This is a genomic window from Glycocaulis sp. (genome assembly GCF_050485565.1).
Taxonomy (GTDB): Bacteria; Pseudomonadota; Alphaproteobacteria; order Caulobacterales; family Maricaulaceae; genus Glycocaulis.
The window spans coordinates 42,110-63,529 of record NZ_JBJHBQ010000006.1 but is presented as its reverse complement, the minus strand read 5'-3'; the positions used below and the strand labels follow the sequence as shown (position 1 = coordinate 63,529).

The 21,420-nt window shown below is 63.9% G+C and carries 20 protein-coding genes and 1 pseudogene; 12 read left to right on the top strand and 9 right to left on the bottom strand.

The features are described 5' to 3' along the window. Window positions 1-35: 35 nt before the first annotated feature. From metF to metH, 3 genes are read left to right on the top strand one after another with little or no spacing between them, the layout of a single operon-like run. Window positions 36-926, top strand: a complete 891-nt coding sequence (metF, locus tag ACQ5ID_RS08105; protein WP_429911945.1) for a methylenetetrahydrofolate reductase [NAD(P)H] — start codon at window positions 36-38, stop codon at window positions 924-926. 4 nt (window positions 927-930) lie between these two features. Continuing rightward, complete coding sequence (locus tag ACQ5ID_RS08100) at window positions 931-2,001, top strand: homocysteine S-methyltransferase family protein (RefSeq protein WP_429911944.1); 1,071 nt, start codon at window positions 931-933, stop codon at window positions 1,999-2,001. A 3-nt stretch (window positions 2,002-2,004) separates the two neighbouring features. Further along, entirely contained in the window at window positions 2,005-4,692 is a 2,688-nt protein-coding gene (gene metH, locus ACQ5ID_RS08095; RefSeq protein ID WP_429911943.1) for a methionine synthase, read from the top strand. Between the two features lie 220 nt (window positions 4,693-4,912). Here metH and ACQ5ID_RS08090 read toward each other — a convergent pair whose 3' ends face one another. Next, window positions 4,913-5,659 (bottom strand): HesA/MoeB/ThiF family protein, encoded by a 747-nt coding sequence (locus ACQ5ID_RS08090; protein ID WP_429911942.1) that lies wholly within the window; start codon window positions 5,657-5,659, stop codon window positions 4,913-4,915. Window positions 5,660-5,735: 76 nt separating this feature from the next. On the opposite strand from ACQ5ID_RS08090, the gene ACQ5ID_RS08085 reads away from it, so the two are divergent. Further along, the gene (locus ACQ5ID_RS08085) at window positions 5,736-6,188 is read left to right on the top strand and encodes a hypothetical protein (RefSeq protein ID WP_429911941.1); all 453 of its coding nucleotides are present in this window, start codon (window positions 5,736-5,738) and stop codon (window positions 6,186-6,188) included. Window positions 6,189-6,270: 82 nt separating this feature from the next. Beyond that, window positions 6,271-7,578, top strand: coding sequence for an ATP-dependent DNA helicase (locus tag ACQ5ID_RS08080; protein ID WP_429911940.1), 1,308 nt, complete (start codon window positions 6,271-6,273; stop codon window positions 7,576-7,578). On the opposite strand, the gene dut is transcribed toward ACQ5ID_RS08080, so the two are convergent. The 8 genes and pseudogenes from dut to ACQ5ID_RS08040 form a co-directional block, all read right to left on the bottom strand. Further along, window positions 7,575-8,024: a dUTP diphosphatase gene (dut, locus tag ACQ5ID_RS08075; RefSeq protein WP_429911939.1), complete on the bottom strand. Its 450-nt coding sequence runs from the start codon at window positions 8,022-8,024 to the stop codon at window positions 7,575-7,577. The genes ACQ5ID_RS08080 and dut overlap by 4 nt on opposite strands. A gap of 24 nt (window positions 8,025-8,048) precedes the next feature. Further along, the gene (locus tag ACQ5ID_RS08070; protein WP_429911938.1) at window positions 8,049-8,504 is read right to left on the bottom strand and encodes a hypothetical protein; all 456 of its coding nucleotides are present in this window, start codon (window positions 8,502-8,504) and stop codon (window positions 8,049-8,051) included. 65 nt (window positions 8,505-8,569) lie between these two features. Continuing rightward, window positions 8,570-9,774 (bottom strand): annotated as a pseudogene (gene coaBC / locus ACQ5ID_RS08065) (bifunctional phosphopantothenoylcysteine decarboxylase/phosphopantothenate--cysteine ligase CoaBC). Window positions 9,775-9,819: 45 nt separating this feature from the next. Further along, entirely contained in the window at window positions 9,820-10,227 is a 408-nt protein-coding gene (locus ACQ5ID_RS08060) for a type II toxin-antitoxin system death-on-curing family toxin (RefSeq protein ID WP_429911937.1), read from the bottom strand. Further along, window positions 10,224-10,514 carry an AbrB/MazE/SpoVT family DNA-binding domain-containing protein gene (locus tag ACQ5ID_RS08055; protein WP_371393539.1) on the bottom strand — a complete coding sequence of 97 codons (291 nt, stop codon included), beginning with the start codon at window positions 10,512-10,514 and terminating at the stop codon, window positions 10,224-10,226. Before ACQ5ID_RS08055 ends, ACQ5ID_RS08060 begins: the two co-directional genes overlap by 4 nt. Before the next feature lie 32 nt (window positions 10,515-10,546). After that, the gene (ubiB, locus tag ACQ5ID_RS08050; RefSeq protein WP_429911936.1) at window positions 10,547-12,094 is read right to left on the bottom strand and encodes a 2-polyprenylphenol 6-hydroxylase; all 1,548 of its coding nucleotides are present in this window, start codon (window positions 12,092-12,094) and stop codon (window positions 10,547-10,549) included. A 66-nt stretch (window positions 12,095-12,160) separates the two neighbouring features. Further along, window positions 12,161-12,913, bottom strand: a complete 753-nt coding sequence (locus ACQ5ID_RS08045; protein WP_429911935.1) for a class I SAM-dependent methyltransferase — start codon at window positions 12,911-12,913, stop codon at window positions 12,161-12,163. A 54-nt stretch (window positions 12,914-12,967) separates the two neighbouring features. After that, complete coding sequence (locus ACQ5ID_RS08040; protein WP_429911934.1) at window positions 12,968-13,642, bottom strand: YbaY family lipoprotein; 675 nt, start codon at window positions 13,640-13,642, stop codon at window positions 12,968-12,970. A gap of 96 nt (window positions 13,643-13,738) precedes the next feature. Between ACQ5ID_RS08040 and mutM the strand changes: the two genes are divergently transcribed. The 7 genes from mutM to recF all read left to right on the top strand — a co-directional run bounded on the left by mutM (window position 13,739) and on the right by recF (window position 21,340). After that, window positions 13,739-14,614 (top strand): bifunctional DNA-formamidopyrimidine glycosylase/DNA-(apurinic or apyrimidinic site) lyase, encoded by an 876-nt coding sequence (mutM, locus tag ACQ5ID_RS08035; RefSeq protein ID WP_429911933.1) that lies wholly within the window; start codon window positions 13,739-13,741, stop codon window positions 14,612-14,614. A gap of 85 nt (window positions 14,615-14,699) precedes the next feature. Beyond that, window positions 14,700-15,623 carry a TraB/GumN family protein gene (locus ACQ5ID_RS08030; RefSeq protein WP_429911932.1) on the top strand — a complete coding sequence of 308 codons (924 nt, stop codon included), beginning with the start codon at window positions 14,700-14,702 and terminating at the stop codon, window positions 15,621-15,623. A gap of 140 nt (window positions 15,624-15,763) precedes the next feature. Beyond that, the gene (locus tag ACQ5ID_RS08025; RefSeq protein WP_429911931.1) at window positions 15,764-16,540 is read left to right on the top strand and encodes an enoyl-CoA hydratase; all 777 of its coding nucleotides are present in this window, start codon (window positions 15,764-15,766) and stop codon (window positions 16,538-16,540) included. A gap of 143 nt (window positions 16,541-16,683) precedes the next feature. Further along, window positions 16,684-16,950, top strand: coding sequence for a 30S ribosomal protein S20 (rpsT, locus tag ACQ5ID_RS08020; protein WP_429911930.1), 267 nt, complete (start codon window positions 16,684-16,686; stop codon window positions 16,948-16,950). 526 nt (window positions 16,951-17,476) lie between these two features. After that, window positions 17,477-18,919 carry a chromosomal replication initiator protein DnaA gene (gene dnaA / locus ACQ5ID_RS08015; RefSeq protein ID WP_429911929.1) on the top strand — a complete coding sequence of 481 codons (1,443 nt, stop codon included), beginning with the start codon at window positions 17,477-17,479 and terminating at the stop codon, window positions 18,917-18,919. Between the two features lie 154 nt (window positions 18,920-19,073). Then, window positions 19,074-20,192: a DNA polymerase III subunit beta gene (gene dnaN / locus ACQ5ID_RS08010; protein ID WP_429911928.1), complete on the top strand. Its 1,119-nt coding sequence runs from the start codon at window positions 19,074-19,076 to the stop codon at window positions 20,190-20,192. An 8-nt stretch (window positions 20,193-20,200) separates the two neighbouring features. Beyond that, complete coding sequence (gene recF, locus ACQ5ID_RS08005; RefSeq protein WP_429911927.1) at window positions 20,201-21,340, top strand: DNA replication/repair protein RecF; 1,140 nt, start codon at window positions 20,201-20,203, stop codon at window positions 21,338-21,340. Window positions 21,341-21,420 lie beyond the last annotated feature (80 nt).

Sequence of the window (21,420 nt, the reverse complement as noted above, 5' to 3'; positions counted from 1 at the left end):
TCTTTATGTAGTTGTTTGCGATGCGAGGCGGCACCATGCCCGATGGGCGCACCCTGCCGGTCCGGCCCGGCCCGGCCATATCCTTTGAGTTCTTCCCGCCCAAGAGCGAGGCGATGGAGGAGCGGTTGTGGGATTCCATCTCGCGGCTGGCACCGCTCGACCCGCTTTATGTGTCGGTGACATACGGGGCGGGCGGCTCGACGCGTGACCGCACACACCGCACGGTGCGCCGTATCGTGGAGGAGACGGCTCTCAAACCCGCAGCCCATCTGACCTGTGTGGATGCGCGCTGCGAGGAGGTTGATGATGTCATCCGCGATTACTGGAATGCGGGCGTGCGCCATATCGTGGCGCTGCGCGGTGATCCGCCCAGCGGCGTAGGCGATCGCTATGAGCCTTGCGAGGGCGGCTATGCCAATGCGGCAGAGCTGACGGCGGGCATACGAAAGCTCGGTGATTTCGAGGTGTCGGTCGGCTGCTATCCGGAAAAGCATCCCGAAAGCGCGAGCTTCGATCACGATATCGATCTGTTGAAAGCCAAGATCGACAATGGCGCGACGCGCGCCATCACCCAGTTCTTCTTCGATGCGGATGTGTATTTCCGCTATGTCGACCGGGTTCAGAAGGCGGGCATCGATATCCCCATCGTGCCGGGCATTATGATGCAATCCAATTTCGAAGGTCTGGTCCGCATGGCGGGGCTTTGCGGGGCGACGATCCCGGCGCGCCTGTTTGACCTGTTTGACGGGCTGGAAAGCGATCCGGGTACGCGCGAGCTGCTGACCGCCAATGTGGTGGCCGATCTGTGCCACGACCTGTCGGACAATGGCGTCGACCAGTTTCACTTCTACACCCTGAACCGGGCCGAGCTGGCGCTGGCGACCTGCCGGCTGCTGGGCGTGCGCCCGGTGGAAATGGCGGCCTGATCCCATGAGTTTTGACCGGAAATCGCGCCTTGAGGCGCTCGAAGCGGAATCGCAAAAGCGCATCCTGGTGCTGGACGGCGCGATGGGCACCATGATCCAGCGCTTGAAGCCCAGTGAAGAGGATTACCGGGGCGCGCGCTTTGCCGATTGGGGCAAGGCGCTCAAGGGCAATAACGATCTGCTCAATCTCACAAAGCCCGATGCGATCCGCGATATCCACGTGGCCTATTTCGAGGCCGGTGCGGACCTGATCGAGACCAATACCTTCTCGGCCACGACCATCGCGCAGGCCGATTACGAGATGGAAGAGCTTGCCGCCGAAATCGCCCGCGAGGGTGCGCGGCTGGCGCGTGAGGCGGCTGATGCGGTGGAGGCCGAAACCGGGACGCCGCGCGCAGTGGCGGGCGCTATCGGTCCGACCAACAAGACGCTCTCCATCTCGCCGTCGGTGGAAGACCCCGGCTTTCGCGATGTCACCTTCGATGCGGTGCGCGAGGCTTATGCCGAGCAGACGCTCGCCATGGCCGAGTTCGTCGACTTCATCCTGATCGAGACGATTTTCGACACGCTGAACGCCAAGGCGGCGATCAAGGCCGTGCTGGATCTGCGCAATGAAGGAAAGCTGGACCCGGCGATCCCGCTCATGCTGTCGGGCACCATTACCGATGCATCGGGCCGCACCCTGTCGGGCCAGACCACCGAAGCTTTCTGGAACTCGGTGCGCCATGCCCGGCCGTGGGCGGTGGGGCTGAACTGCGCGCTGGGTGCCAAGCAGCTGCGCCCTTACGTCGCCGAGATGAGCCGCATCGCGAACACGCGCGTACTCGCCTATCCCAATGCCGGCCTGCCCAACGCGTTTGGCGAGTATGACGAGACGCCAGAGGAAACGGCCGCCTATATCGCCGACTGGTCGAAAACCGGCCTTGTGAACATTGTCGGCGGGTGCTGCGGCACGACGCCCGAACACATAGCCGCCATCGCGAAGGCGGCCTTTGCGGGCAAGCCGCGCGCTCTGCCGGAGCGTCCGCGCGCCATGCGCCTGTCCGGCCTTGAGCCGTTTGAACTGGCTTCGTGATTTATGACTGAAACTGCCCAATCCCGTGCCGTCTTTGTAAACGTTGGTGAGCGCACCAACGTCACCGGCTCTGCGCGCTTCCGCAAGCTGATCAAGGAGGGCGATTACGCGACTGCCCTTGATGTGGCGCGCCAGCAGGTCGAGGCCGGGGCGCAGGTGATCGACATCAACATGGATGAGGGTCTGCTCGATTCAAAGCAGGCCATGATCACCTTCCTCAATCTCATTGCCACCGAGCCGGACATTGCCCGCGTGCCGATCATGATCGACAGCTCCAAATGGGAGGTGATCGAGGCGGGCCTGAAATGCGTGCAGGGCAAGGCCATCGTCAATTCCATCTCGCTGAAAGAAGGCGAGGAGAGCTTCCGCAAACAGGCGCAAGCCTGCCTTGCCTATGGCGCGGCCGTCGTGGTGATGGCGTTTGACGAGGACGGTCAGGCCGACACCAAGGAGCGCAAGGTCGAGATATGCGAGCGCGCCTATCACATCCTTGTCGATGAGCTGGGCTTCCCGCCCGAAGACATTATTTTCGATCCCAATATCTTCGCCGTGGCCACCGGGATCGAGGAGCATAACGACTATGCCGTCGCCTTCATCGAGGCGACGCGCGAGATCAGGAAGCGGCTGCCGGGCGCGCATGTCTCCGGCGGTGTGTCCAACATCTCCTTTTCCTTCCGCGGTAATGAGCCGGTGCGGCAGGCCATGCACTCGGTCTTCCTCTATCACGCCATCAAGGCGGGCATGGATATGGGCATCGTCAATGCCGGCCAGCTGGAGATTTACGACGAGATCGAGCCGAAGCTGCGCGAGCTGGTCGAGGACGTGATCCTCAACCGCCGCGAGGATGCCACAGAGCGCCTTCTGGAGGCCGCTGAAGCCTATCGCGACACCGGAGAGGCCGAAGAGAAGGCCGCCGCTGAATGGCGCTCTCTGCCCGTTGCAGAGCGTCTGAAGCATGCCCTCGTGAAGGGCCTTGATGAGTTCGTGGTGGAAGACACCGAAGAGGCCCGCCAGTCCGCCGAGCGCCCGCTCCACGTCATTGAAGGCCCGCTCATGGATGGGATGAATGTGGTGGGAGACCTCTTCGGCGAGGGCAAGATGTTCCTGCCGCAGGTGGTCAAATCGGCGCGTGTGATGAAGAAGGCCGTCGCCCATCTCTTCCCCTATATGGAGGCCGAGCGCGAGGCGGCGGGGCTGGACAAGCAATCCAACGGCCTTGTCATCATGGCGACGGTGAAGGGCGATGTGCACGATATCGGCAAGAATATTGTCGGCGTCGTGCTGCAGTGTAACGGCTATGACGTGGTTGATCTGGGCGTCATGGTCGCGCCGGAGAAAATCCTGGAGGCCGCGCGCGAGCACAAGGCCGACATTATCGGCCTGTCGGGCCTGATTACGCCCTCGCTCGACGAGATGGTGTTTCTGGCGAGCGAGATGGAGCGCGAGGGCTTTGACATACCCCTGCTGATCGGCGGGGCAACGACCAGCCCGGCCCATACAGCCGTGAAGATCGAGCCGGCCTACCACAAGGCGCCGGTCATCCATGTGCATGATGCCAGCCGCGCTGTGGGCGTGGTTTCCAAGCTGCTCTCTGACACCCAGCGCCAGCCCTATTGGGACGAGATACAGGCCAATTACGCCCGCATCCGCGAGACCCGCGCCCGTACCCAAGGCAATCGCCGCCGGGTGACGCTGGCTGATGCGCGTGCCAAGGCGTTCGATGCCGATGCCACTGGCCACACGCCCGTCAAACCGCTGCAACCGGGCCTGACCACGATCGATGATGTGCGCCTTGCAGATCTGGTGCCCTATATCGACTGGACGCCCTTCTTCTTCAGCTGGGAGATGAAGGGCAGCTATCCGGCCATCTTCGACGACCCCAACCGGGGTGAGGCCGCGCGCGCGCTGTTTGACGATGCGCAAGCGATGCTGAAACAGATGGTGGAGGGCGACTGGCTCAAGCCCAAGGGCGTTGTCGGCCTGTGGCCTGCCCGGCGCGAGGGCGATGACATTGCCGTCTTCGCTGACGAGGCTTGCAACTCGCGGCTTGGCAAGTTCTACGGCCTGCGCCAGCAGGCGGAGAAGGATGGCGACAAGCCCTATTTCTCCATCTTCGATTTTGTACGCAGCGATGTGACCGACTGGGTGGGCGGATTTGCCGTTACATCAGGTGATGCCGAGGACGAGATCGCCGAGCGCTTCAAGAAGGCCAATGACGACTATTCCGCGATCATGTTCCAGGCGCTGGCGGACCGGTTTGCCGAAGCCTTCGCCGAGTATCTCCATGAGCGGGTGCGCAAGGAGCTCTGGGGCTATGCGAAGGATGAAAAGCTTTCCACCGATGAGCTGATCAAGGAAGCCTATGCCGGTATCCGCCCGGCACCCGGCTATCCCGCCCAGCCCGATCACACCGAGAAAGACCTGCTTTTCAAGCTGCTGGAAGCGCCGCAGCGCACCGGCATCAAACTGACCGAGAGCCGGGCCATGTACCCGGCAGCCTCCGTTTCAGGGCTTTATCTGGCGCATCCTGACAGCGTCTATTTCGCCGTCGGGCGCATCATGCGCGATCAGGTAGAAGACTATGCGGCGCGCAAGGGCTGGAGCATGGAAGAGGCCGAAAAGGCGCTCGCGCCAGTGCTCGGCTATGAGCCGGACGCATCCCGGCTGGAGGAAGCCGACGCGGCGGCTTGAGAGCCTGTCATCCTCCGGCCGCGAAGCGGTCCGGGGGACCCATGCCTCTTTAAGTTCCGCAACGCGTCCGCGTTGCGATGTTCCGCGAAAAGTCGCGGGCGCGCGTTCGCGCTTGCGGGCCGCAGGGCGGCCCGAGATTTGACCTCTCAGGCATGGGTGGCCCGGATAAACCGGGCCATGACAGTATTTGGAGGCAGCGGGAGACAAGAGACGCCCCCCCTTACCCCCCACACGCTTCGCACGCCGGATCGCGGGCGAGCTTCACGGTGCGAAGCCCTCCTGAAAGCCCGTCGACTATCTGTATCCGGCCAATGAGCGGCTCGCCCGCGCCGGTGATGAGCTTGATCGCTTCGAGCGCCATCAGCGTGCCCACAATGCCGGTAATCGCCCCGACAATGCCGGTGACTGCGCAGCTTTCCGCGTCGGGGGGAATATCCGGCACCAGACAGCGATAGCAGGGCGCGTGCGGCCCCAGATGCGGCGCGAAGGTGGAAACCTGCCCGTCCCAGCGCCCCACCGCACCCGACACAAGCGGGATGCGCGCGGCGATGGCCGCATCATTGACCGCAAAGCGGGTCGCAAAATCATCGCAGCCATCCAGCACCAGATCCGCGCCTTCGAGGAGGGCGGGCAGATTGCCGGCATCGGCCAGCAGGCAGTGGGTTTCAATGCTGACCGCCGGGTCCAGCGCGTGAAGCGCATCCTTCGCGGCATCCACCTTGGGGCGGTCAATGTCGCTCGTGCGGAAGAGCACCTGCCGCTGGAGATTGTCGAGGCTCACCGTGTCGGGATCGACAAGTGTGATCTGGCCAATCCCGGCGGCGGCCAGATAAAGGGCCGCCGGTGCGCCCAGCCCACCCGCGCCAATCATCACCACGCGCGCCGCGCCTAGCTTTGCCTGACCGGGGCCGCCGATTTCCTTTAGGAGGATGTGGCGGGCATGACGGTCGATATCGGTCTCGCGCACCTTTACGCATCCTTTCAGGCAGGGTTCATCAGCGCCATAGCACGCTTGGCTCGAAACGGTCCAAGGGAGGTGTCTCATGGCACAGGGGATTGTGCGGCGGAATTCACGGCCACGCCTGATGGTGGCGGCGGCTCTGGGTCTGATACTGACGGCGTGTGCGACGCAGGAAGGCTATCGCCAGCAGGCGGCGCTGCATCTGGGCCAGTCAGCCGACATGCTGATCGTGGAGCGTGGCTCTCCGGTGGCGCGCGATTATCTCAGCGATGGCTCGGAGGTGTGGACCTATTTCGTGGCCGAGCAGCGCCATGATCCAGGCGGTTATTCCACCATTCCGCGTGAGCGCCGCATCGTCTGGACCGACCGGGCCGGACGCCAGCATGTCCGCATCGAACAGTATGAGGAGACGGTCTACACGCCGCCGCGCAGCTGGATGGTGGAGTGTGAGACGCGTTTTGTGGTCGCCAGCGACGGGATTGTGCGCGATTTCCGTTTTGCCGGGGATGCCTGCCGCGCGCCGGAGATCTACTGACCCTCCAGCAGAGCACAACAAGGTGTGAACAGGGCGGTCCTTGGCACTGGCGGTGGGTCGCAAACCGCGTCAGCCTGCGCCGATGATTGATACACCCGCCAAATCTCCCGCTTCGGCTGATCTTGATGGCCCGGTGCTGGACTATCTGGTCAATGGCCGCGCCCACGTCTTCCTGACCGGCAGGGCCGGGACCGGCAAGACCACGCTGACGCGCGCCGTGCTGGAGCGTCTGGGTTCCAGCGCTGCCGTGCTGGCGCCCACCGGCGTTGCCGCCATGCAGGCGGGCGGGCAGACGCTGCACGCCTTTTTCCGCCTGCCGCCGCGCCTTGTGGAGCCGTCCGACATTCGCCGCCTGCGCAATGCGCGCGCGGTGAAGGCGCTCAAAACCCTCGTCATTGACGAGATTTCCATGGTGCGCGCCGACATGATGTGGGCGATTGATGCCAGCCTGCGCCTCAACCGGGAAAGCTCTGAGCCCTTTGGCGGGGTGCGCATGATCGTGGTGGGCGATCTCTCCCAGCTCCCTCCTGTCGTGCGCGATGAAGAGGCCGGTTATCTGGAGATGGCCTATGGCGGGCCGTTCTTCTTCCACCCGCCCGCGTTTCGTGACGCCGGATTTTCCATGCTGGAACTGACCAAGGTTCACCGTCAGGCAGACCCGGATTTTGTGCAGATACTCAATGCGGTGCGTACCGGCGAGCTGACGCGCGAGGAAGGCGCTGTGCTCAATACGCGCGTCACGGGCCGGTCGGGGCTGGAGGCCAGCGCCACCCATGTCGTGCTGACCCCCACCAATGAAGCTGCCTTCCGCATCAATGCGCAGCGCCTGGATGCCCTGCCCGGCAAGCCTGAACTGATCGAGGGCAAGACGAGCGGCCAGTTCGATCAGCGCATCATGCCGACCGATGATCCGCTGATCCTGAAACGCGGTGCGCGCGTCATGCTGCTCAGGAATGATCCGGGCGGGCGCTGGGTCAACGGCTCGCTGGGCGAGGTGGTGGGCTTTGCCGAGGCCGGCGTGATGGTGAAAATCGGCGATGAGGTCCACCGCATCGAGCCGGTGCAGTGGGACCGCCACGCCTATAGCTATGATGCGGCGGCCAAGGCGCTGAAGAAGGAAACGGTCGGCAGCTTTACCCAGATGCCGCTGCGGCTCGCCTGGGCGATGACCATTCACAAGGCGCAAGGGCTGACGCTGGACCGGGTCTATCTCGATCTGCCGGGCCGCCTGTTTGCGCACGGTCAGGCGTATGTCGCCCTGTCGCGTGCGCGCACGCTGGAAGGAATGGAGCTGTCACGCCCCTTGCGCCCGTCCGACATCATTGTCGATCAGCGCATATTCGACGTGAAAAGCTATTGCGACCCTGCGCCTGCAGCCCTGTCAGCCTAGACGCCCGTCGAGCCAAAGCCGCCCGCGCCGCGCTGTGTTTCGTCCAGCGTGTCAGCCGGTACCAGCTCGGCCTGAACCACGGGCGCGATAACCATCTGGGCTATGCGCTCGCCCCGGCGTACCACGAACGGTTCGCGGCCATGATTGATGAGGTTCACACGGATTTCGCCGCGATAATCGGCATCGATTGTGCCGGGCGTGTTGACACAGGAAATGGCGAACTTTGCGGCCAGGCCCGAGCGGGGCCGCACTTGCGCCTCATAGCCTTCGGGCAGGGCAATCGCGAGGCCGGTGGGGATAAGCTGCCACTCACCGGGTTGCAGGGTGACCGGCGCATCTTCGGGGAGTGCGGCGGGCAAATCCATGCCCGCCGATCCCGGTGTCTGGTAGCGGGGAAGGTCCAGGCCCGCAAAATGCTCCAGCGCCTTGATGCGCACCTGAACCATGAAAGAATCCCCCGCTGGAAGCCGCTATTGCGGATTTTCTTCCATCCAGCGCTCCATTTCGTCAATGCCGTCGTCAAAGCCTTCCACAGCCTCGATGATGGCCGAGCGCTCCGCGTCATCAATCGATCCCATCATGATGCTGATGGAGTAGTTGCCGTCATCAATACCCATGCTGAGAACGGTGGGGTCATCGGCCGTGCCGGCACGGATCATCAGCGGCAGGCCCGTCAACAGGACCTTGAAGTCGTTGCGGGCCGGCACAACGCTGTCGCGGTCGCACAGGATGGCGCCCGTTCCTTCAGGCAAAGGCGGCAATTGCAGCGGGCCGGGCCGGGCGGTGGCCTCCTGCACGGAGAAACCTTGGATAACTGTTGGCTGGGCGCCGGCCTCCCCCGGAATGGCGAAGCAATTGGCGAGCGCAGGCGCGCCCATCGCAAAGCTCGCAATAAGGGCGGCACCGCTGGCGAACAAAGTCTTCATGGAGAAACTCCTGATAGCAGCCGCGGACGGAGACCTTCAATCCATCGGCCAGAACGCCCCGGAGCCTAGCGCTGCATAGGCATGCGTAACAAGGCCATCACTGAATCGCCCAGTTTCGCCGCAATGGCTTCCTTGGGCGCACGCGGCAAGACTTCCGTCCCGTTGCGCGACACGATCAGCGCCGCATTCTCTGCCCCGCCCATCGCGTCGCCCGACACGTCATTGGCGATGATGAGGTCGCAGCCCTTGCGCTCCAGCTTGGCGCGCGCAAGCGCCTCGAGCGTGTCCTGATCGGCGGCTGTCTCCGCGGCAAACCCGACCACCAGTGCCGGGCGGCGGTCTCGGTCGAGGCTTGCGACGGCTTTCAATATGTCAGGGTTTTCAACGAGCTGCAGGCTCGCAAAGCCCGCCTTGTCGGTTTTCATCTTGCTGGCATGGCGGGTGGCCGGGCGCCAGTCGGCCACGGCAGCGACGCCGATATAGGCGTCAGCCGGCAGGGCGGCCATCACGGCGTCGTGCATTTCCAGCGCGGTCTGGACCCTGACCAGATCGATGCCTGCTGGCGGTTCAATACTGACCGGGCCTGAAACCAGCGTCACGCGCGCGCCGCGCGCCGCCAAGGCTGCGGCCAGCGCATAGCCCTGCCGCCCGGAAGAATGGTTGGAAAGGAAGCGTACCGGATCAATCGGCTCGATCGTCGGCCCGGCCGTGACGATGATGTGCGGTGTCATCATGCGTTCAGGAGGCTGAGCGCCGCCTCCGCGATGCGCATAGGCTCGGCCATACGGCCCGGCCCGAACTCTCCGCATGCCATCTCGCCTTCGTCCGGTCCCACAAAGGCTATCCCATAGCTTTTCAGCGTGGCGAGATTGGCCTGAGTTGCGGCATGCTCCCACATGCGCACATTCATGGCAGGGGCCATCAGGACGGGCTTGTCGGTGGCCAGCAGCGCGGTGGAGGCCAGATCATCGCACAGCCCGTGGGCGGCCTTGGCCATGATATTGGCGGTGGCAGGGGCAACGACGATCTGGTCTGCCGAGCGCGACAGCTCGATATGGCCCATCTCGGTCTCGTCGGTGAGGGAGAAGAGATTGTCATAGACTTTCTCGCCCGACAGCGCGGCGACACTCATGGGCGTCACGAACTGCTTGGCGGCATCGGTGAGGATGCAGCTGACGCCCACCTCGCGCCGTTTCAGCTCGCGGATCAGCTCCAGCGATTTATAGGCGGCGATACCGCCGGAAATGATGAGAAGGATGCGCCGGGTCATGTCGTCTCCGCGAGCTGTGCGACACGCAATTGGATCACTGCCGCCCTACCGGACAAAGCGGGGGTCTTCAACGCCCTGGTGCCTGCCCCAGTCGGCGAGAGTGTGCTCGTCGAGTGTGCCGGCGGCAAGGGACTGAAAGGTTTCAGCCAAGTCTGCCTGCGTTGTATCCATCCTGATGCCGTTGAGAAACAGCGTAATCAGAAACGCCGTTGCAGCAGCGCGCTTGTTCCCGTCCACAATGGGGTGGTTACGCGCAATGCCGTTTGCAAGGCTGGCGGCTACGCCGAATACATCCTCGGACCCGTTGGCGTAGGCCATCAGGTTTTCAGGCCGGGCGAAGGCGGATTGCAGCAGACCCTCATCGCGCAGCTGCAGGGGCGTGCCGCCGCTTTCGGCGAGCACTTCCCCCATAACCGCGAGATAGCCTGCATAATCGGGCAGGCGCACGCTCATCGCGCCAGCGCCTCAAGCGCAAAACGGTATTGGGCCATCGCTTCGCGGCCTGCTTCCACCGTGTCGTCATAAGCGCCGCCTGCGGCGCGGATGATGACGCGTCCCGGTTCGGCGATGACCGCCACCGGGTGGTCAGGCGAAAAGCCTGCCGCATCCAGCGCGGCCCGCGACAGCGTTACGCCATAGCTATTGCCGGTCTTGCGCAGCTTGCGTGTCTCGTTCACCGGCGCATCCGCTGACTGAGCCGTTTCGTGATCAAAGGGATGTCCGGGCCGTTCGCGCATCATGCACCTCCACCTCTATATAAGCACATGCGTGCTTACATTGCAAGGCGACCTGTCAGGGCAAGGGTGAGCAGCACGGCGAGGCTGGCGGCTGCCACGGCGATGGCCGCACCGGTCACCCAGGCATGCCGGGCGGGCTGGGCCAGATCATCAGGCGCGTTCATGCGCTCGGCGGCTTCGGTCAGGCGCTCCAGCGTGACGGGCAGGGCGACAAGGCTGGTATGCAGGCGTTCGAGATCGCGGAAGATATCGCGCACCCGCCCTTCCGGCCCCAGCTCGCGGCGCATGAAACGTTCTACGGCGGGCGCGGATGCCTCCCACATATCATGGGCGGGGGTGAGGGTGCGGCAGACGCCCTCTACCTGCACCATGGTCTTCTGCAGGAGGATGAGCTGTGGCTGAAGGTGCATGTCGAACAGCTCGGTTACTTCAAAGAGCTGCAGGAGCACGCGCGACATCGGCACCTCGTCGGCGCGCTTGCCGAAGATCGGCTCGGCGACTGAGCGCAGCGCAGCGGAGAAGTCCGCGCGCGCATGGTGAGAGGGCACATAGCCGGCATCGAAATGGGCATCGGCGGCGCGGTCATAATCGCGGGTGAGGAAGCCGTGAAGGATGCGCGCCAGATAGCGCCGCTCCGGGCCTTCCAGCCGCCCTACGATGCCAAAATCGACCGCCCACAGCTTTCCATCGCGGCCCACGAACAGATTGCCGGCATGCATGTCGGCATGAAACGCGCCGCGCTCCAGCGCGCAGGTCAGGAAGGCATCGGTGATGTCGGAGGCGAGCTTGATCCGGTCGATACCGGCGGCGTCAACGGCGTCGATATCGGTCAGCGGGATGGCGTCGATCCATTCGGTGGTCAGCACGCGCTTGGCGGTCAGCGGCCAGATCACTTCGGGGATGTGGAGGTTCTGCGCGGCGACGGCGGCTTCCATCAGCTCGCTGGCACCAGCTGCCTCCATGCGCAGATCCAGCTCCAGCACAAGCGAGCGGGCAACGGTCTCGACAAAGGCGCGCGGTTCCAGCCTGCGTGAAGCCGGGAAGAAGCGTACCGCCAGACCCGCGCCCATGCGCAGCACGGCAATGTCCTTGTGGATGCGCTGATCGATACCGGGACGCAGCACTTTCACCGCGACGGTCTGGCCATCATGGGTGACCGCCTTGTGGACCTGAGCGATGGAGGCGGCGGCTGCGGGCGGGCCAAACTCCGCAAACAGGGTCGCTACCGGCGCTTCCAGCTCGGCTTCGACCACCTTGCGGGCCTCGGCATCGGGGAAGGGGTCCATCCGGTCCTGCAGGCGCGACAGGCCGCGCGCGAAATGCACGCCCACCACATCGGCTCTGGTGGCCAGTACCTGACCCAGCTTCACATAGGACGGGCCCAGCGTCTCCAGTGCGCGGGCCAGCCGCTCGCCGGGATTGTCCGCCCGTCCGCGAATGGCGACAAGGCGCGCCACCCGCCCGGCGAAGCGTGCCGGTGCCGGGAAGACGGCCTGATACTCAACCGGGAACATGGCGTCATGACGCGCCAGCGTCCACGCCGCGCGGATAAGCCGGAAGAAGGTGAAGACAGGTCCAAACATCACGCCGCGAGGTTTAGGGGGCAAAGCCCGGTTTGGCGAGGGGGCGCATGTGCGGCGCTTTTACCGTCAACCTACCCGCCAGCCGGTGTGCAGGGCGGCGATGCCGCCGGACAGGTTCGTCACCTTCACTTCTCCAAAGCCTGCCTCGCGCAGCTCGGCGGCGAAGGCTTCCTGATGGGGAAAGCGGCGGATGGATTCGACGAGATACTGATAGCTGTCGCGGTCTTTCGCGATGAGGGCGCCCAGCTCGGGAATCGCCTTGAACGACCACAGATCATAGATGTTCGCGATTGAACGCGTGACCGGCCGGGAGAACTCCAGGCACAGGAAACGCCCGCCGGGCTTCAATACCCGGTGCATCTCGCGCAGGGCCTGCATGCGGTCGGTCACATTGCGGATGCCAAAGCCGATCATCACGCAGTCGGCGCTTTTATCGTCAAAGGGCAGGCATTCGGCGTTGGCGACGGTCCATTCAATGCCGTCGGCCTGGCCGCGCTTGATGCCAGCGCGCAGCATTTCCTCATTGATATCGGCGACGATGGCGGTGGCGGGCTTTTCGCCCGGGCGTCTGGAGCGCTCGATGAAGGCGCGGGCCAGATCGCCCGTTCCGCCCGCCACATCGATCAGGCGCTCGCCGGGCTTTGGCCTTGCGCGCGTAATGGTGATGTCTTTCCACACCCGGTGGATGCCAAGGCTCATCACATCATTCATCAGGTCATAGCGGCGCGCCGAGCGGTCGAACACGCCGCGCACAAGGCCCTGCTTTTCCTCGCGCGCGACCTCGCGAAAGCCGAAGGATGTGGTGTTGGTATCGCTCATGGGGTTAGCCTATCCCTCGTCATTGAAAGCTGCCAGTGCGGCAGATGGACCGGATCAGTAAAGGCGCACGCAGTCCGGCCCGGCCTCGCCCTCAACAGCGTATCTTGCAGTGGCCCCGGCATCGTCAAACCATGTCTGTCCGTCTGCGCTTTCATGGCGCAGCACGCCTTCGGCCTCGCCTGCCATGGCCGGGCCAAGCGGGTATTCGGCGTCTTCCACCGAGAGCGTGGCGCCCACTGGCGTGCGGTCGAGGATCACCAGGCCGTCTGCGCACAGGAATATCGCTTCCTCGGCCTCCGCCACGGGCGTTTCGTCTGCCGCTGCGGGCAGGCTTGTGTCGAACGGGTCCAGATGTATCTCGCCTGCATTGATCCGTTGCCGGCGGACATCCACCGGAATGGCGGCGCTCAGCCAGCGCAGCTCACCATCCCATGCCAGTGCCGCACGCACCGCATAGGTTGAAGCGTCCTCAAGCTGGGCCGGATCGATGGTCAGGCTCACTTCCAACGGCAGGTCGGCCCCGTCCAGCACAGCGCTGGCTTCCGCGACCACGTCGCCGTCTCCGTTAACCGGGATCAGCTCCACCAGCACGGCTGTCCCGTCTGGCAGGCGCACGGGCTCACCCACGCTCAGCGTGGCGGTCAGCGTGCGCGGCGCGGTCTCGTCAAACGGGCTGCAGGCGGCCAGAAGCAGGCCAAGCGTGATAATCGGGGCAAGTATTCGGATCATGGCGGGCCTTCATGTGATACTGGCCCTCGCCTTAGCACAGCGCGCGGCCACATTCTAAGCTGCAAGACGCATCATTTTAGAGAACGAGGCCCTGCCATGCCTGAACTGCCTGAAGTGGAAACGGTTCGACGGGGTCTCATTCCGGCCATGGAAGGGCGGCGCATTGTGTCCGCGCAGGTAAACCGGGCCGATCTGCGCTTTGCCTTCCCGGAGCGCATGGCCGAGCGCCTGACCGGCATCCAGGTGGAGCGGCTCGACCGGCGGGCGAAATATCTGCTCGCGCGGCTGGGATCAGGTGAAACCCTGCTCATGCATCTGGGCATGTCGGGCCGGTTCTCGATTGCCGCAGATGACATGGCGCGCCAGCCGGGCGATTTTGTGTATGCGGCGCCCGCCAATCCCGCCCACGATCATGTCGTGCTGGAGATGGAGGGCGGTGTGAGGGTCACCTATAATGATCCGCGCCGTTTCGGCTTCATGGCGCTGTTTGATACCGCTCAGGAGGCGCACAACCCCTATCTGGCACTGCTGGGGCCGGAGCCAGACTCAAATCAGTTTTCCGGCCCTCATCTGGCAGCAGCGCTGAAAGGGCGGCGCTCGCCCATCAAGACCGCATTGCTGGACCAGCGCGTCGTGGCGGGGCTGGGCAATATCTATGTGTGCGAGGCGCTATGGCGCGCGCGCATCAGCCCCAGGCGGCTGGCCCATACCATTGCCGGCAAGCGCGCTGAAGCGCTGGCCGTGGCGGTACGTAATGTCATTGCCGAGGCGATCGAGGCAGGCGGGTCTACTTTACGCGACTATGCGGGCGCGGACGGCGCGCTGGGTTATTTCCAGCACCGGTTTGACGCTTATGGCCGCGAGGGCGAGCCATGCCGGGGCAGCTCTGCCGGCGGTGTGTGTGCAAAGCCGATATCGCGCATCGTGCAGCAGGGCCGCTCGACTTTTTTCTGTCCCGATTGCCAGCGATGATCGCGAACGTCACCAGCGGTCTGGTGGTGGCACCCCGGCGCGGTCCATGATGGTCACGCCAACATGAAGCTGGAAGGTCTTATCTATGCTGAAGAATGTTATCAGGAATGCGGGCTTTGCGGTGCTGGGCCTGCTCGCCGGGACAGGTCTTTTATCTCCTGAGCACAGCCACGCCACCGACTATGCCACCATTGAGGCGTCTCCGGCCCTGTGGACCATCGAGGCTGATGGCGCGACGGTTCATCTGCTGGGTACCTTCCACCTGCTGCCCGATGCCCTGAACTGGCGGTCTGATGCCGTGAATGCGGCCTTTGATGAGGCCGATACGCTCTGGCTTGAAGCCGATGTGCTCAGCGCCGAGGCGCAAGCCCGGATGCAGGCGCTGATCCCGCAGCTTGGCCTGAACCCGCAAGGTGTAACCCTCTCCTCGCTTCTGGGTCCCGATACATTTGCGGCGTTCGAGGCGCAAACGGCCGAGCTTGGTGTTCCGGCGGGCAATTTCGAGCCGGTGCAGCCCTGGCTTGCCGGGATCACGCTGGGCGCCATGCAGCTTCAGTCCTTCGGGTTCAACCCGGCGATGGGCGTGGAAGCGGTCCTGAGCGCGCAGGCAAACGCGCAAGGCAAATCCATCGGCTATCTGGAAACGGCTGAAGGCCAGCTGCGTATTCTCGCCGATCTGCCGATGGACATCCAGATCGAGTGGTTGCGGGTGAGCCTGGACGAGATGGGGGATCTGCGCGGTGAGCTGGACCGGATGGTGACGGCCTGGGCCACCGGGGACATGGACATGCTCGACTCCCAGGTGAACGGCTCGATCCGTGATGCCAGCCCGGAGCTGTATGAAGCCCTGATGGTGAACCGCAATCACGACTGGGTGCCTCATATCGAGGCGATGCTTGCCGCGGGCGGCACGCATTTTGTCGCCGTGGGTGCAGGCCATATGCCCGGTGATGACGGGGTCGTCGCATTACTGCAGGCACAAGGTCATACGGTCACCCGCCGCGACTGAACACCTGGACGCATTTCAGCGTTATGCAGATACGGCCCGCCGCCGGGTGTCGACCCGGCGGCGGGGTTCCTGTATGCAGTCCGCCGCATCGGACTTCGCGCACACGGCAGACAGCGCGTCATCCTCAAGGAGTACTCAAGATGGCCTACAAGACGATCCAGACCAAAACCGAAGGCCGGGTAGGCGTCATCACGTTTGACCGCCCCGCCGCGCTCAATGCGCTTTGCGACGAGCTGACCTCGGAGCTGGCGGCAGCGCTGGAGGCTTTCGAGGCGGATGAGGATATTGGCTGTGTTGTCCTGACCGGCTCTGCCAAGGCATTTGCTGCCGGTGCCGATATCAAGGAATTGCAGGATCGCGATTTCGTCTCGCTCTACATGCACGATCCCTTCGCCAAGAGCTGGGAGTCGGTTGCGCGCTTCCGCAAGCCGATTATCGCCGCCGTGGCGGGCTATGCGCTGGGCGGTGGCTGCGAGATCGCCATGATGTGCGATTTCATCATCGCCGCCGAGAACGCCAAATTTGGCCAGCCGGAAATCAATCTGGGCGTGATGCCCGGCGCAGGCGGCACGCAGCGCCTGCCGCGCGCTGTCGGCAAGTCCAAGGCCATGGATCTGTGCCTTACCGGGCGCATGATGAATGCCGAGGAAGCAGAGCGCGCCGGCCTCGTCTCGCGCATCGTGCCGGTTGAAGACCTTCTCGACATCACGATGGAAGCGGCCGAGACGATTGGTGCCAAATCCCTGCCGATCGCGATGATGACGAAAGAGGCAGTCAACATGGCCTATGAGATGGGCCTGACCGAGGGCATCCGCTTTGAGCGGCGCGTCTTCCAGTCCCAGTTTGCCACCGAAGACCAGAAGGAAGGCATGGCGGCCTTTGCCAGCAAGCGTGCTGCGCATTTCCGCCACCGCTGATTTAGCGCGCTGCGCGGTTGACGCGGGCGGGGCGCACAGGTATACGCCGCGCCTCACATCGCTGATCGCTTGCCTTTCAAGAGGCGCGGCGCGAAAGTGAGAGCAATAGGTTTCAACGACTGTTTCAGGCCCCTGGAGTATCCATGGCGAATACGAGTTCGGCGAAGAAAATGGTGCGCAAGATTGCGCGCCGTACCGCCACCAACAAAACCCGCCGTTCACGCATGCGCACCTTCGTGAAGAAGGTGGAGCTGGCCATCGCGGCCGGCAATCAGACCGAGGCCCGCGACGCACTGCGCGCGGCCGAGTCTGAAGTGATGAGCGCCGTTTCCAAGGGCGTCATCCACAAGAACACCGGCTCGCGGAAGGTTTCGCGCCTTTCGGCCCGCATCAAGTCGATGACAGCTTAATAAAAACTCGTCCTTAGCCGGACAAGTTCAAAGCGTGTCTGCAGGGGTTCTGCAGGCGCGCTTTTTTATTGGTTCTCTGTTCAGAAAACTACCGGGATCGCCTGTTCTGCAAGGCGTTCGCACAGCTTTCCGAACTGTAATTTTCTCCCTGCGTGATGGCGGCGGACCCGCCCCGGCAGGAACGCCTGCGGAACGTAAACCGCAGCTGAATCTTTTTTCACTGCGCAACGTCCAGCGCAATCAGGGAAATCTCCTTGTCAAGCGCCGAATCGCTCCGGAATCACGGTTAATGATGTTGATTCCCGGCGCGCTCTGGCTAACCTGTGTGAACCGACGCGACTGATCTCCATACGGACCAAGAGCGGGCTTCGGGGGCGAGCATATGGCTTGCCACCGGCTGGAGAAGTCTTGTCTGAAATCAAAGATTTAGCTGCGGCGCTTGACCCGCAGTTCGCAGGTTTGAGGTTGGGGACTCATGGGGCTTAACAACTCAGTTTCTAACGCCAGAACACAGCAGCGGGGCGTCATGCACGATGGGCCGGCCGTCAGCGATGTCTGGCGCGATGTACGCGCCCGGCTACGCCAGGAATATGGCGACGTGATCTATGTTTCCGAGATCGCGCGATTGCGTGTCGCCGAGGATGCGAGCGGATCGATCCAGATCATCTGTGCGAGCGATTTCGGCCGGGCCTGGGTAGAGGATAATCTGGGAACCCGCCTGCGCGCGCTGTGGGCAATTTTCGACACCGGCCCGCGCGATATCGTGATCTGTTGTGAGGGCGCGCCGACCGCGCGCGCCAGCGTCCGTGAAGGGCGTCAGGTTCCGGCGGGCGATAGCCTGCCCGTGCGCCCGGCCGCCAGCGCTGCCATCGTGCCTGTGCGTGAAGCGCTGACCAGCTCGGCCTCGTCTGCCGCTCTTGGCGCGCCGGAGCGCACCTCGCGCAGTGATGGCCGCTTTACCTTCAACACTTTCATGGTGGGGTCTGCCAACGCGATGGCCAGCACGGCGGCCAAGGCCATTGCCGGCGCATCCGTCCCCCCGTTCAATCCGGCGTTTTTCCATGGCGGGTACGGGGTGGGCAAGACGCACCTGCTGAACGCCATCGCCCATTCGGTGAGCCTTGGGGAGTCCGGGCGCAAGGTGCTCTATCTGACGGCCGAGGAGTTTCTCAACGGCTTCCAGTCGGCCCTGCGCGCGCGTGATGTCCAGCCGTTCAAGGATCAGGTGCGCACTTGCGATGTGCTGCTGATTGATGATGTGCATTTCATCGCGGGCAAGCCGAGCACGGAAAGCGAATTCCTGCACACCATTGCGGCCCTGATCGCGGAGAACCGCCAGGTCGTGCTGGCCTCTCACTGCGCACCGGCCGAGCTGGGTGTCGGTGATGAGCGCCTGCGCTCGCTGCTGCGCGGCGGGTTTGCCTGTGAGCTGTTCGGCCCCGATCTCGATCTGCGCCGCAAGATTGTCGATTGCAAGGTGGCTCAGGCCCGCTCGCACTGCCCCAATCTCGATGTGCCCGAACAGGTGCGCGATTTCCTGGCGGCGCGTGTAACAAGCTCGGCGCGCGAGCTGGAAGGTGTGCTCAACAATGTCATCGTGCGTACGGCCTATATGGATCGCCCTGTGACCATCGAGTCGGTGGAAGAGGTGCTGGGTGATCTGCCGCTGAAGGCCGAGAAGCGGGTGACGGTGGACGAGATACAAAAGGCCGTCGCGGCCTATTTCTCGATCACGCCTGCCGACATCAACTCCAAGCGCCGCACCCAGTCGGTCGTGCGTCCGCGCCATATCGCCATGTATCTGGCCAAGATGATGACGACGCGTTCCCTGCCCGATATCGGGCGGCGTTTTGGCGGACGCGACCATTCAACGGTCATTCATGCGGTCACGAAAATCACTGCCCAGCTCGGTGCTGATCCGCTGCTGGCTGAGGATATCGAGGCGATCAGAAAGCGTCTTCGCGGCTAATTGCGCTGCAATGCCCCCCGGCGACCGCAAGAGACCCCTTCTTGCGGTCGTTTTTTTTGGTCTATGGTGAATAACCCGGTTTACTTGCGATTCTGTCAGGCGGGAGGCTGCGCATTCCGGGCTTTCCGCCAAATCTGGTCAAAAGGCGATAGAGATGAAGCTCACCATAGAGCGCGCGGCCCTCTTGAAGGCACTTGGACACGTCCAGGCGGTGGTGGAACGGCGCAATACCATCCCGATCCTGTCCAACGTGCTGATCAATGCCAATGGGCAGCATATGCGCCTGACCGCGACGGACCTTGATACCGAGATCGTGGAAGAGGCCCCCGCCCATGTGGAGCGGGCCGGCATCGTGACGGCTCCGGCCCATACGCTCTACGAGATCGCCCGCAAGCTACCCGAAGGCGCGGATGTGACGCTGCAGATGGCCGGTGATGATCCGCGCCTGCAGCTCTCTGCCGGGCGCTCGCGCTTCAATCTGCCCGCACTCCCGGCAGGCGATTTCCCGGTCATGCCGACCGAGGATCTGGCGACCAGCTTCACCCTGCCTGCCGCCGCCTTTGCCCGCCTCATCGACAAGACGCGCTTTGCGATCTCGACCGAAGAGACGCGCTATTATCTCAACGGCATCCATCTGCATGCGGCTGAGCGTGATGGCCGCAAGACGCTGCGCGCTGTCGCCACCGACGGTCACCGTCTGGCGCTGGCCGAAACCGATCTGCCTGCAGGCGCCGAAGGCATGCCGGCCGTCATCGTGCCGCGCAAACCCATCCAGGAACTGCGCCGCCTGCTCGAAGATGTGGATGATGAAATCCGCGTGCAGGTCTCCGAAGGCAAGATCCGCTTCGAGCTGGGTGCAGCGGTGCTGACCTCCAAGCTGATTGACGGCACCTTCCCGGACTATGAGCGCGTGATCCCGCGCGGCAATGACAAGATCATGAAGGTGGACCGCGCCCCGTTCGCGCAGGCCGTCGACCGGGTGGCCACGATCAGCCAGGAGAAATCCCGCTCGATCAAGCTGACCGTGTCGGACTCCACGCTGGTGCTGGCGGTCAATAACCCTGAAAGCGGCACGGCGAGCGAAGAGCTGCATGCCGACTATTCGTCCAGCGAAATCGTCATTGGCTTCAATGCGCGCTATCTGCTGGACGTCGCTGCGCAGATCGCTGGTGATGAGGCCATGTTCGAATTTGCCGATTCCGGTTCGCCCACGCGCGTGACCGACTCTGGCGATCCGGACGCTGAATACGTGCTGATGCCGCTGCGGGTGTAGGTCCGGCCATGGGCCGGACGGCTGCTGTTACACGCCTGAAGCTCACCGGCTTTCGCAATTACGCCTGGCTGGATCTCGCGCTGGATGCGCCCCCTGTCTGCCTGTTTGGACCCAATGGCGCGGGCAAGACCAATCTGGTCGAAGCGGTCTCGTTTCTGGGGCCGGGCAGGGGGCTCCGCGCGGCTGGTTCCGACGCGGTGCGCCAGCGCGGCGCTGGCGGTGAGGCGCCGGTCTGGGCCGTCCATGCCGAAGCCGAAACCGCCGACGGCCCGGTAACGCTGGCCACCGGTGCCGACCCGGATAATCCGGCCCGGCGCAAGACGCGCCTCGAAGGCGTGGCGACAACCCAGACCCAGCTGGCGCGTCTCTTTCCCATGATCTGGCTGACCCCGCGCGAGGACCGGCTATGGGCAGGCCCGCGCAGTGACCGCTTACGCTTTTTCGACCGTCTGGTGCTGGCCGGTGAGCCGGGCCACGGCACGCAGGCCAATGCCTATGACAAGGCGATGCGCGAACGCCAGCGCCTGCTGGAGCGCATGGATGAGGGCTTCAGCGTCGATCTGTCATGGCTCGATGCACTCGAAGCCAAAATGGCCGAAGCGGGCACCGCAATGGCGCGTGCGCGTCTGGCGGCGCTCAATGCCCTGCAGGGCGAGATCAATGACCGCCCGGCATCTGCCTTCCCGAAGGCTGATCTTGCGCTCTCAGGCTATCTGGAAGGGCTGCTGATCGAGGATGAGGCGGCAGCCCAGACCCGCTTCGCCGAGCGTCTGAAAGACACGCGCCGCAAGGATGGCGCGGCGGGGCGCGCGCTGACCGGCCCGCACCGCACCGAGCTCGAAGCGCGCCACCGCGAGAAGGATCAGGTGGCGGCAGATTGCTCCACTGGCGAGCAGAAAGCCCTGCTGCTGGGCCTCGCGCTCGCCCATGGCGCGGCGCTGGCGCGCGAGCGCGGTGCCGCGCCGGTGATGATCTTTGATGAGGCGTGCGCGCATCTGGATGTGGACCGCCGCGAGGGCCTTGCCAGCGCGATTGCCGCCATAGGCTGCCAGGCGTGGCTGACGGGCGTGGAGAAGAGCCTGTTCGAGGCGTTCGGGGATGGCGTGCAATATGTGAGCGTGGAGGCGGGCAAGGCGGTGCGGGGGTAGTTGCGTGCTTCGAGACGGCTTCTTGCGAAGCCTCCTCAGCATGAGGGAGGTTTTCGCCATGTCCCTCATCCTGAGGGCGA

What these genes read in the sequence shown, in the direction of transcription:
- ACQ5ID_RS08100 (WP_429911944.1), top strand. Translation starts at nt 931, where the DNA reads ATGAGTTTTGACCGGAAATCGCGCCTTGAGGCGCTCGAAGCGGAATCG.
- rpsT (WP_429911930.1), top strand. Translation starts at nt 16,684, where the DNA reads ATGGCGAATACGAGTTCGGCGAAGAAAATGGTGCGCAAGATTGCGCGC.
- ACQ5ID_RS08030 (WP_429911932.1), top strand. Translation starts at nt 14,700, where the DNA reads ATGCTGAAGAATGTTATCAGGAATGCGGGCTTTGCGGTGCTGGGCCTG.
- ACQ5ID_RS08060 (WP_429911937.1), bottom strand. Translation starts at nt 10,227, where the DNA reads ATGAGCGTGCGCCTGCCCGATTATGCAGGCTATCTCGCGGTTATGGGG.
- metH (WP_429911943.1), top strand. Translation starts at nt 2,005, where the DNA reads ATGACTGAAACTGCCCAATCCCGTGCCGTCTTTGTAAACGTTGGTGAG.
- ACQ5ID_RS08070 (WP_429911938.1), bottom strand. Translation starts at nt 8,504, where the DNA reads ATGAAGACTTTGTTCGCCAGCGGTGCCGCCCTTATTGCGAGCTTTGCG.
- ACQ5ID_RS08040 (WP_429911934.1), bottom strand. Translation starts at nt 13,642, where the DNA reads ATGATCCGAATACTTGCCCCGATTATCACGCTTGGCCTGCTTCTGGCC.
- mutM (WP_429911933.1), top strand. Translation starts at nt 13,739, where the DNA reads ATGCCTGAACTGCCTGAAGTGGAAACGGTTCGACGGGGTCTCATTCCG.
- dut (WP_429911939.1), bottom strand. Translation starts at nt 8,024, where the DNA reads ATGGTTCAGGTGCGCATCAAGGCGCTGGAGCATTTTGCGGGCCTGGAC.
- ACQ5ID_RS08085 (WP_429911941.1), top strand. Translation starts at nt 5,736, where the DNA reads ATGGCACAGGGGATTGTGCGGCGGAATTCACGGCCACGCCTGATGGTG.
- recF (WP_429911927.1), top strand. Translation starts at nt 20,201, where the DNA reads ATGGGCCGGACGGCTGCTGTTACACGCCTGAAGCTCACCGGCTTTCGC.
- dnaA (WP_429911929.1), top strand. Translation starts at nt 17,477, where the DNA reads ATGCACGATGGGCCGGCCGTCAGCGATGTCTGGCGCGATGTACGCGCC.
- ubiB (WP_429911936.1), bottom strand. Translation starts at nt 12,094, where the DNA reads ATGTTTGGACCTGTCTTCACCTTCTTCCGGCTTATCCGCGCGGCGTGG.
- dnaN (WP_429911928.1), top strand. Translation starts at nt 19,074, where the DNA reads ATGAAGCTCACCATAGAGCGCGCGGCCCTCTTGAAGGCACTTGGACAC.
- ACQ5ID_RS08080 (WP_429911940.1), top strand. Translation starts at nt 6,271, where the DNA reads ATGATTGATACACCCGCCAAATCTCCCGCTTCGGCTGATCTTGATGGC.
- ACQ5ID_RS08055 (WP_371393539.1), bottom strand. Translation starts at nt 10,514, where the DNA reads ATGATGCGCGAACGGCCCGGACATCCCTTTGATCACGAAACGGCTCAG.
- metF (WP_429911945.1), top strand. Translation starts at nt 36, where the DNA reads ATGCCCGATGGGCGCACCCTGCCGGTCCGGCCCGGCCCGGCCATATCC.
- ACQ5ID_RS08045 (WP_429911935.1), bottom strand. Translation starts at nt 12,913, where the DNA reads ATGAGCGATACCAACACCACATCCTTCGGCTTTCGCGAGGTCGCGCGC.
- ACQ5ID_RS08025 (WP_429911931.1), top strand. Translation starts at nt 15,764, where the DNA reads ATGGCCTACAAGACGATCCAGACCAAAACCGAAGGCCGGGTAGGCGTC.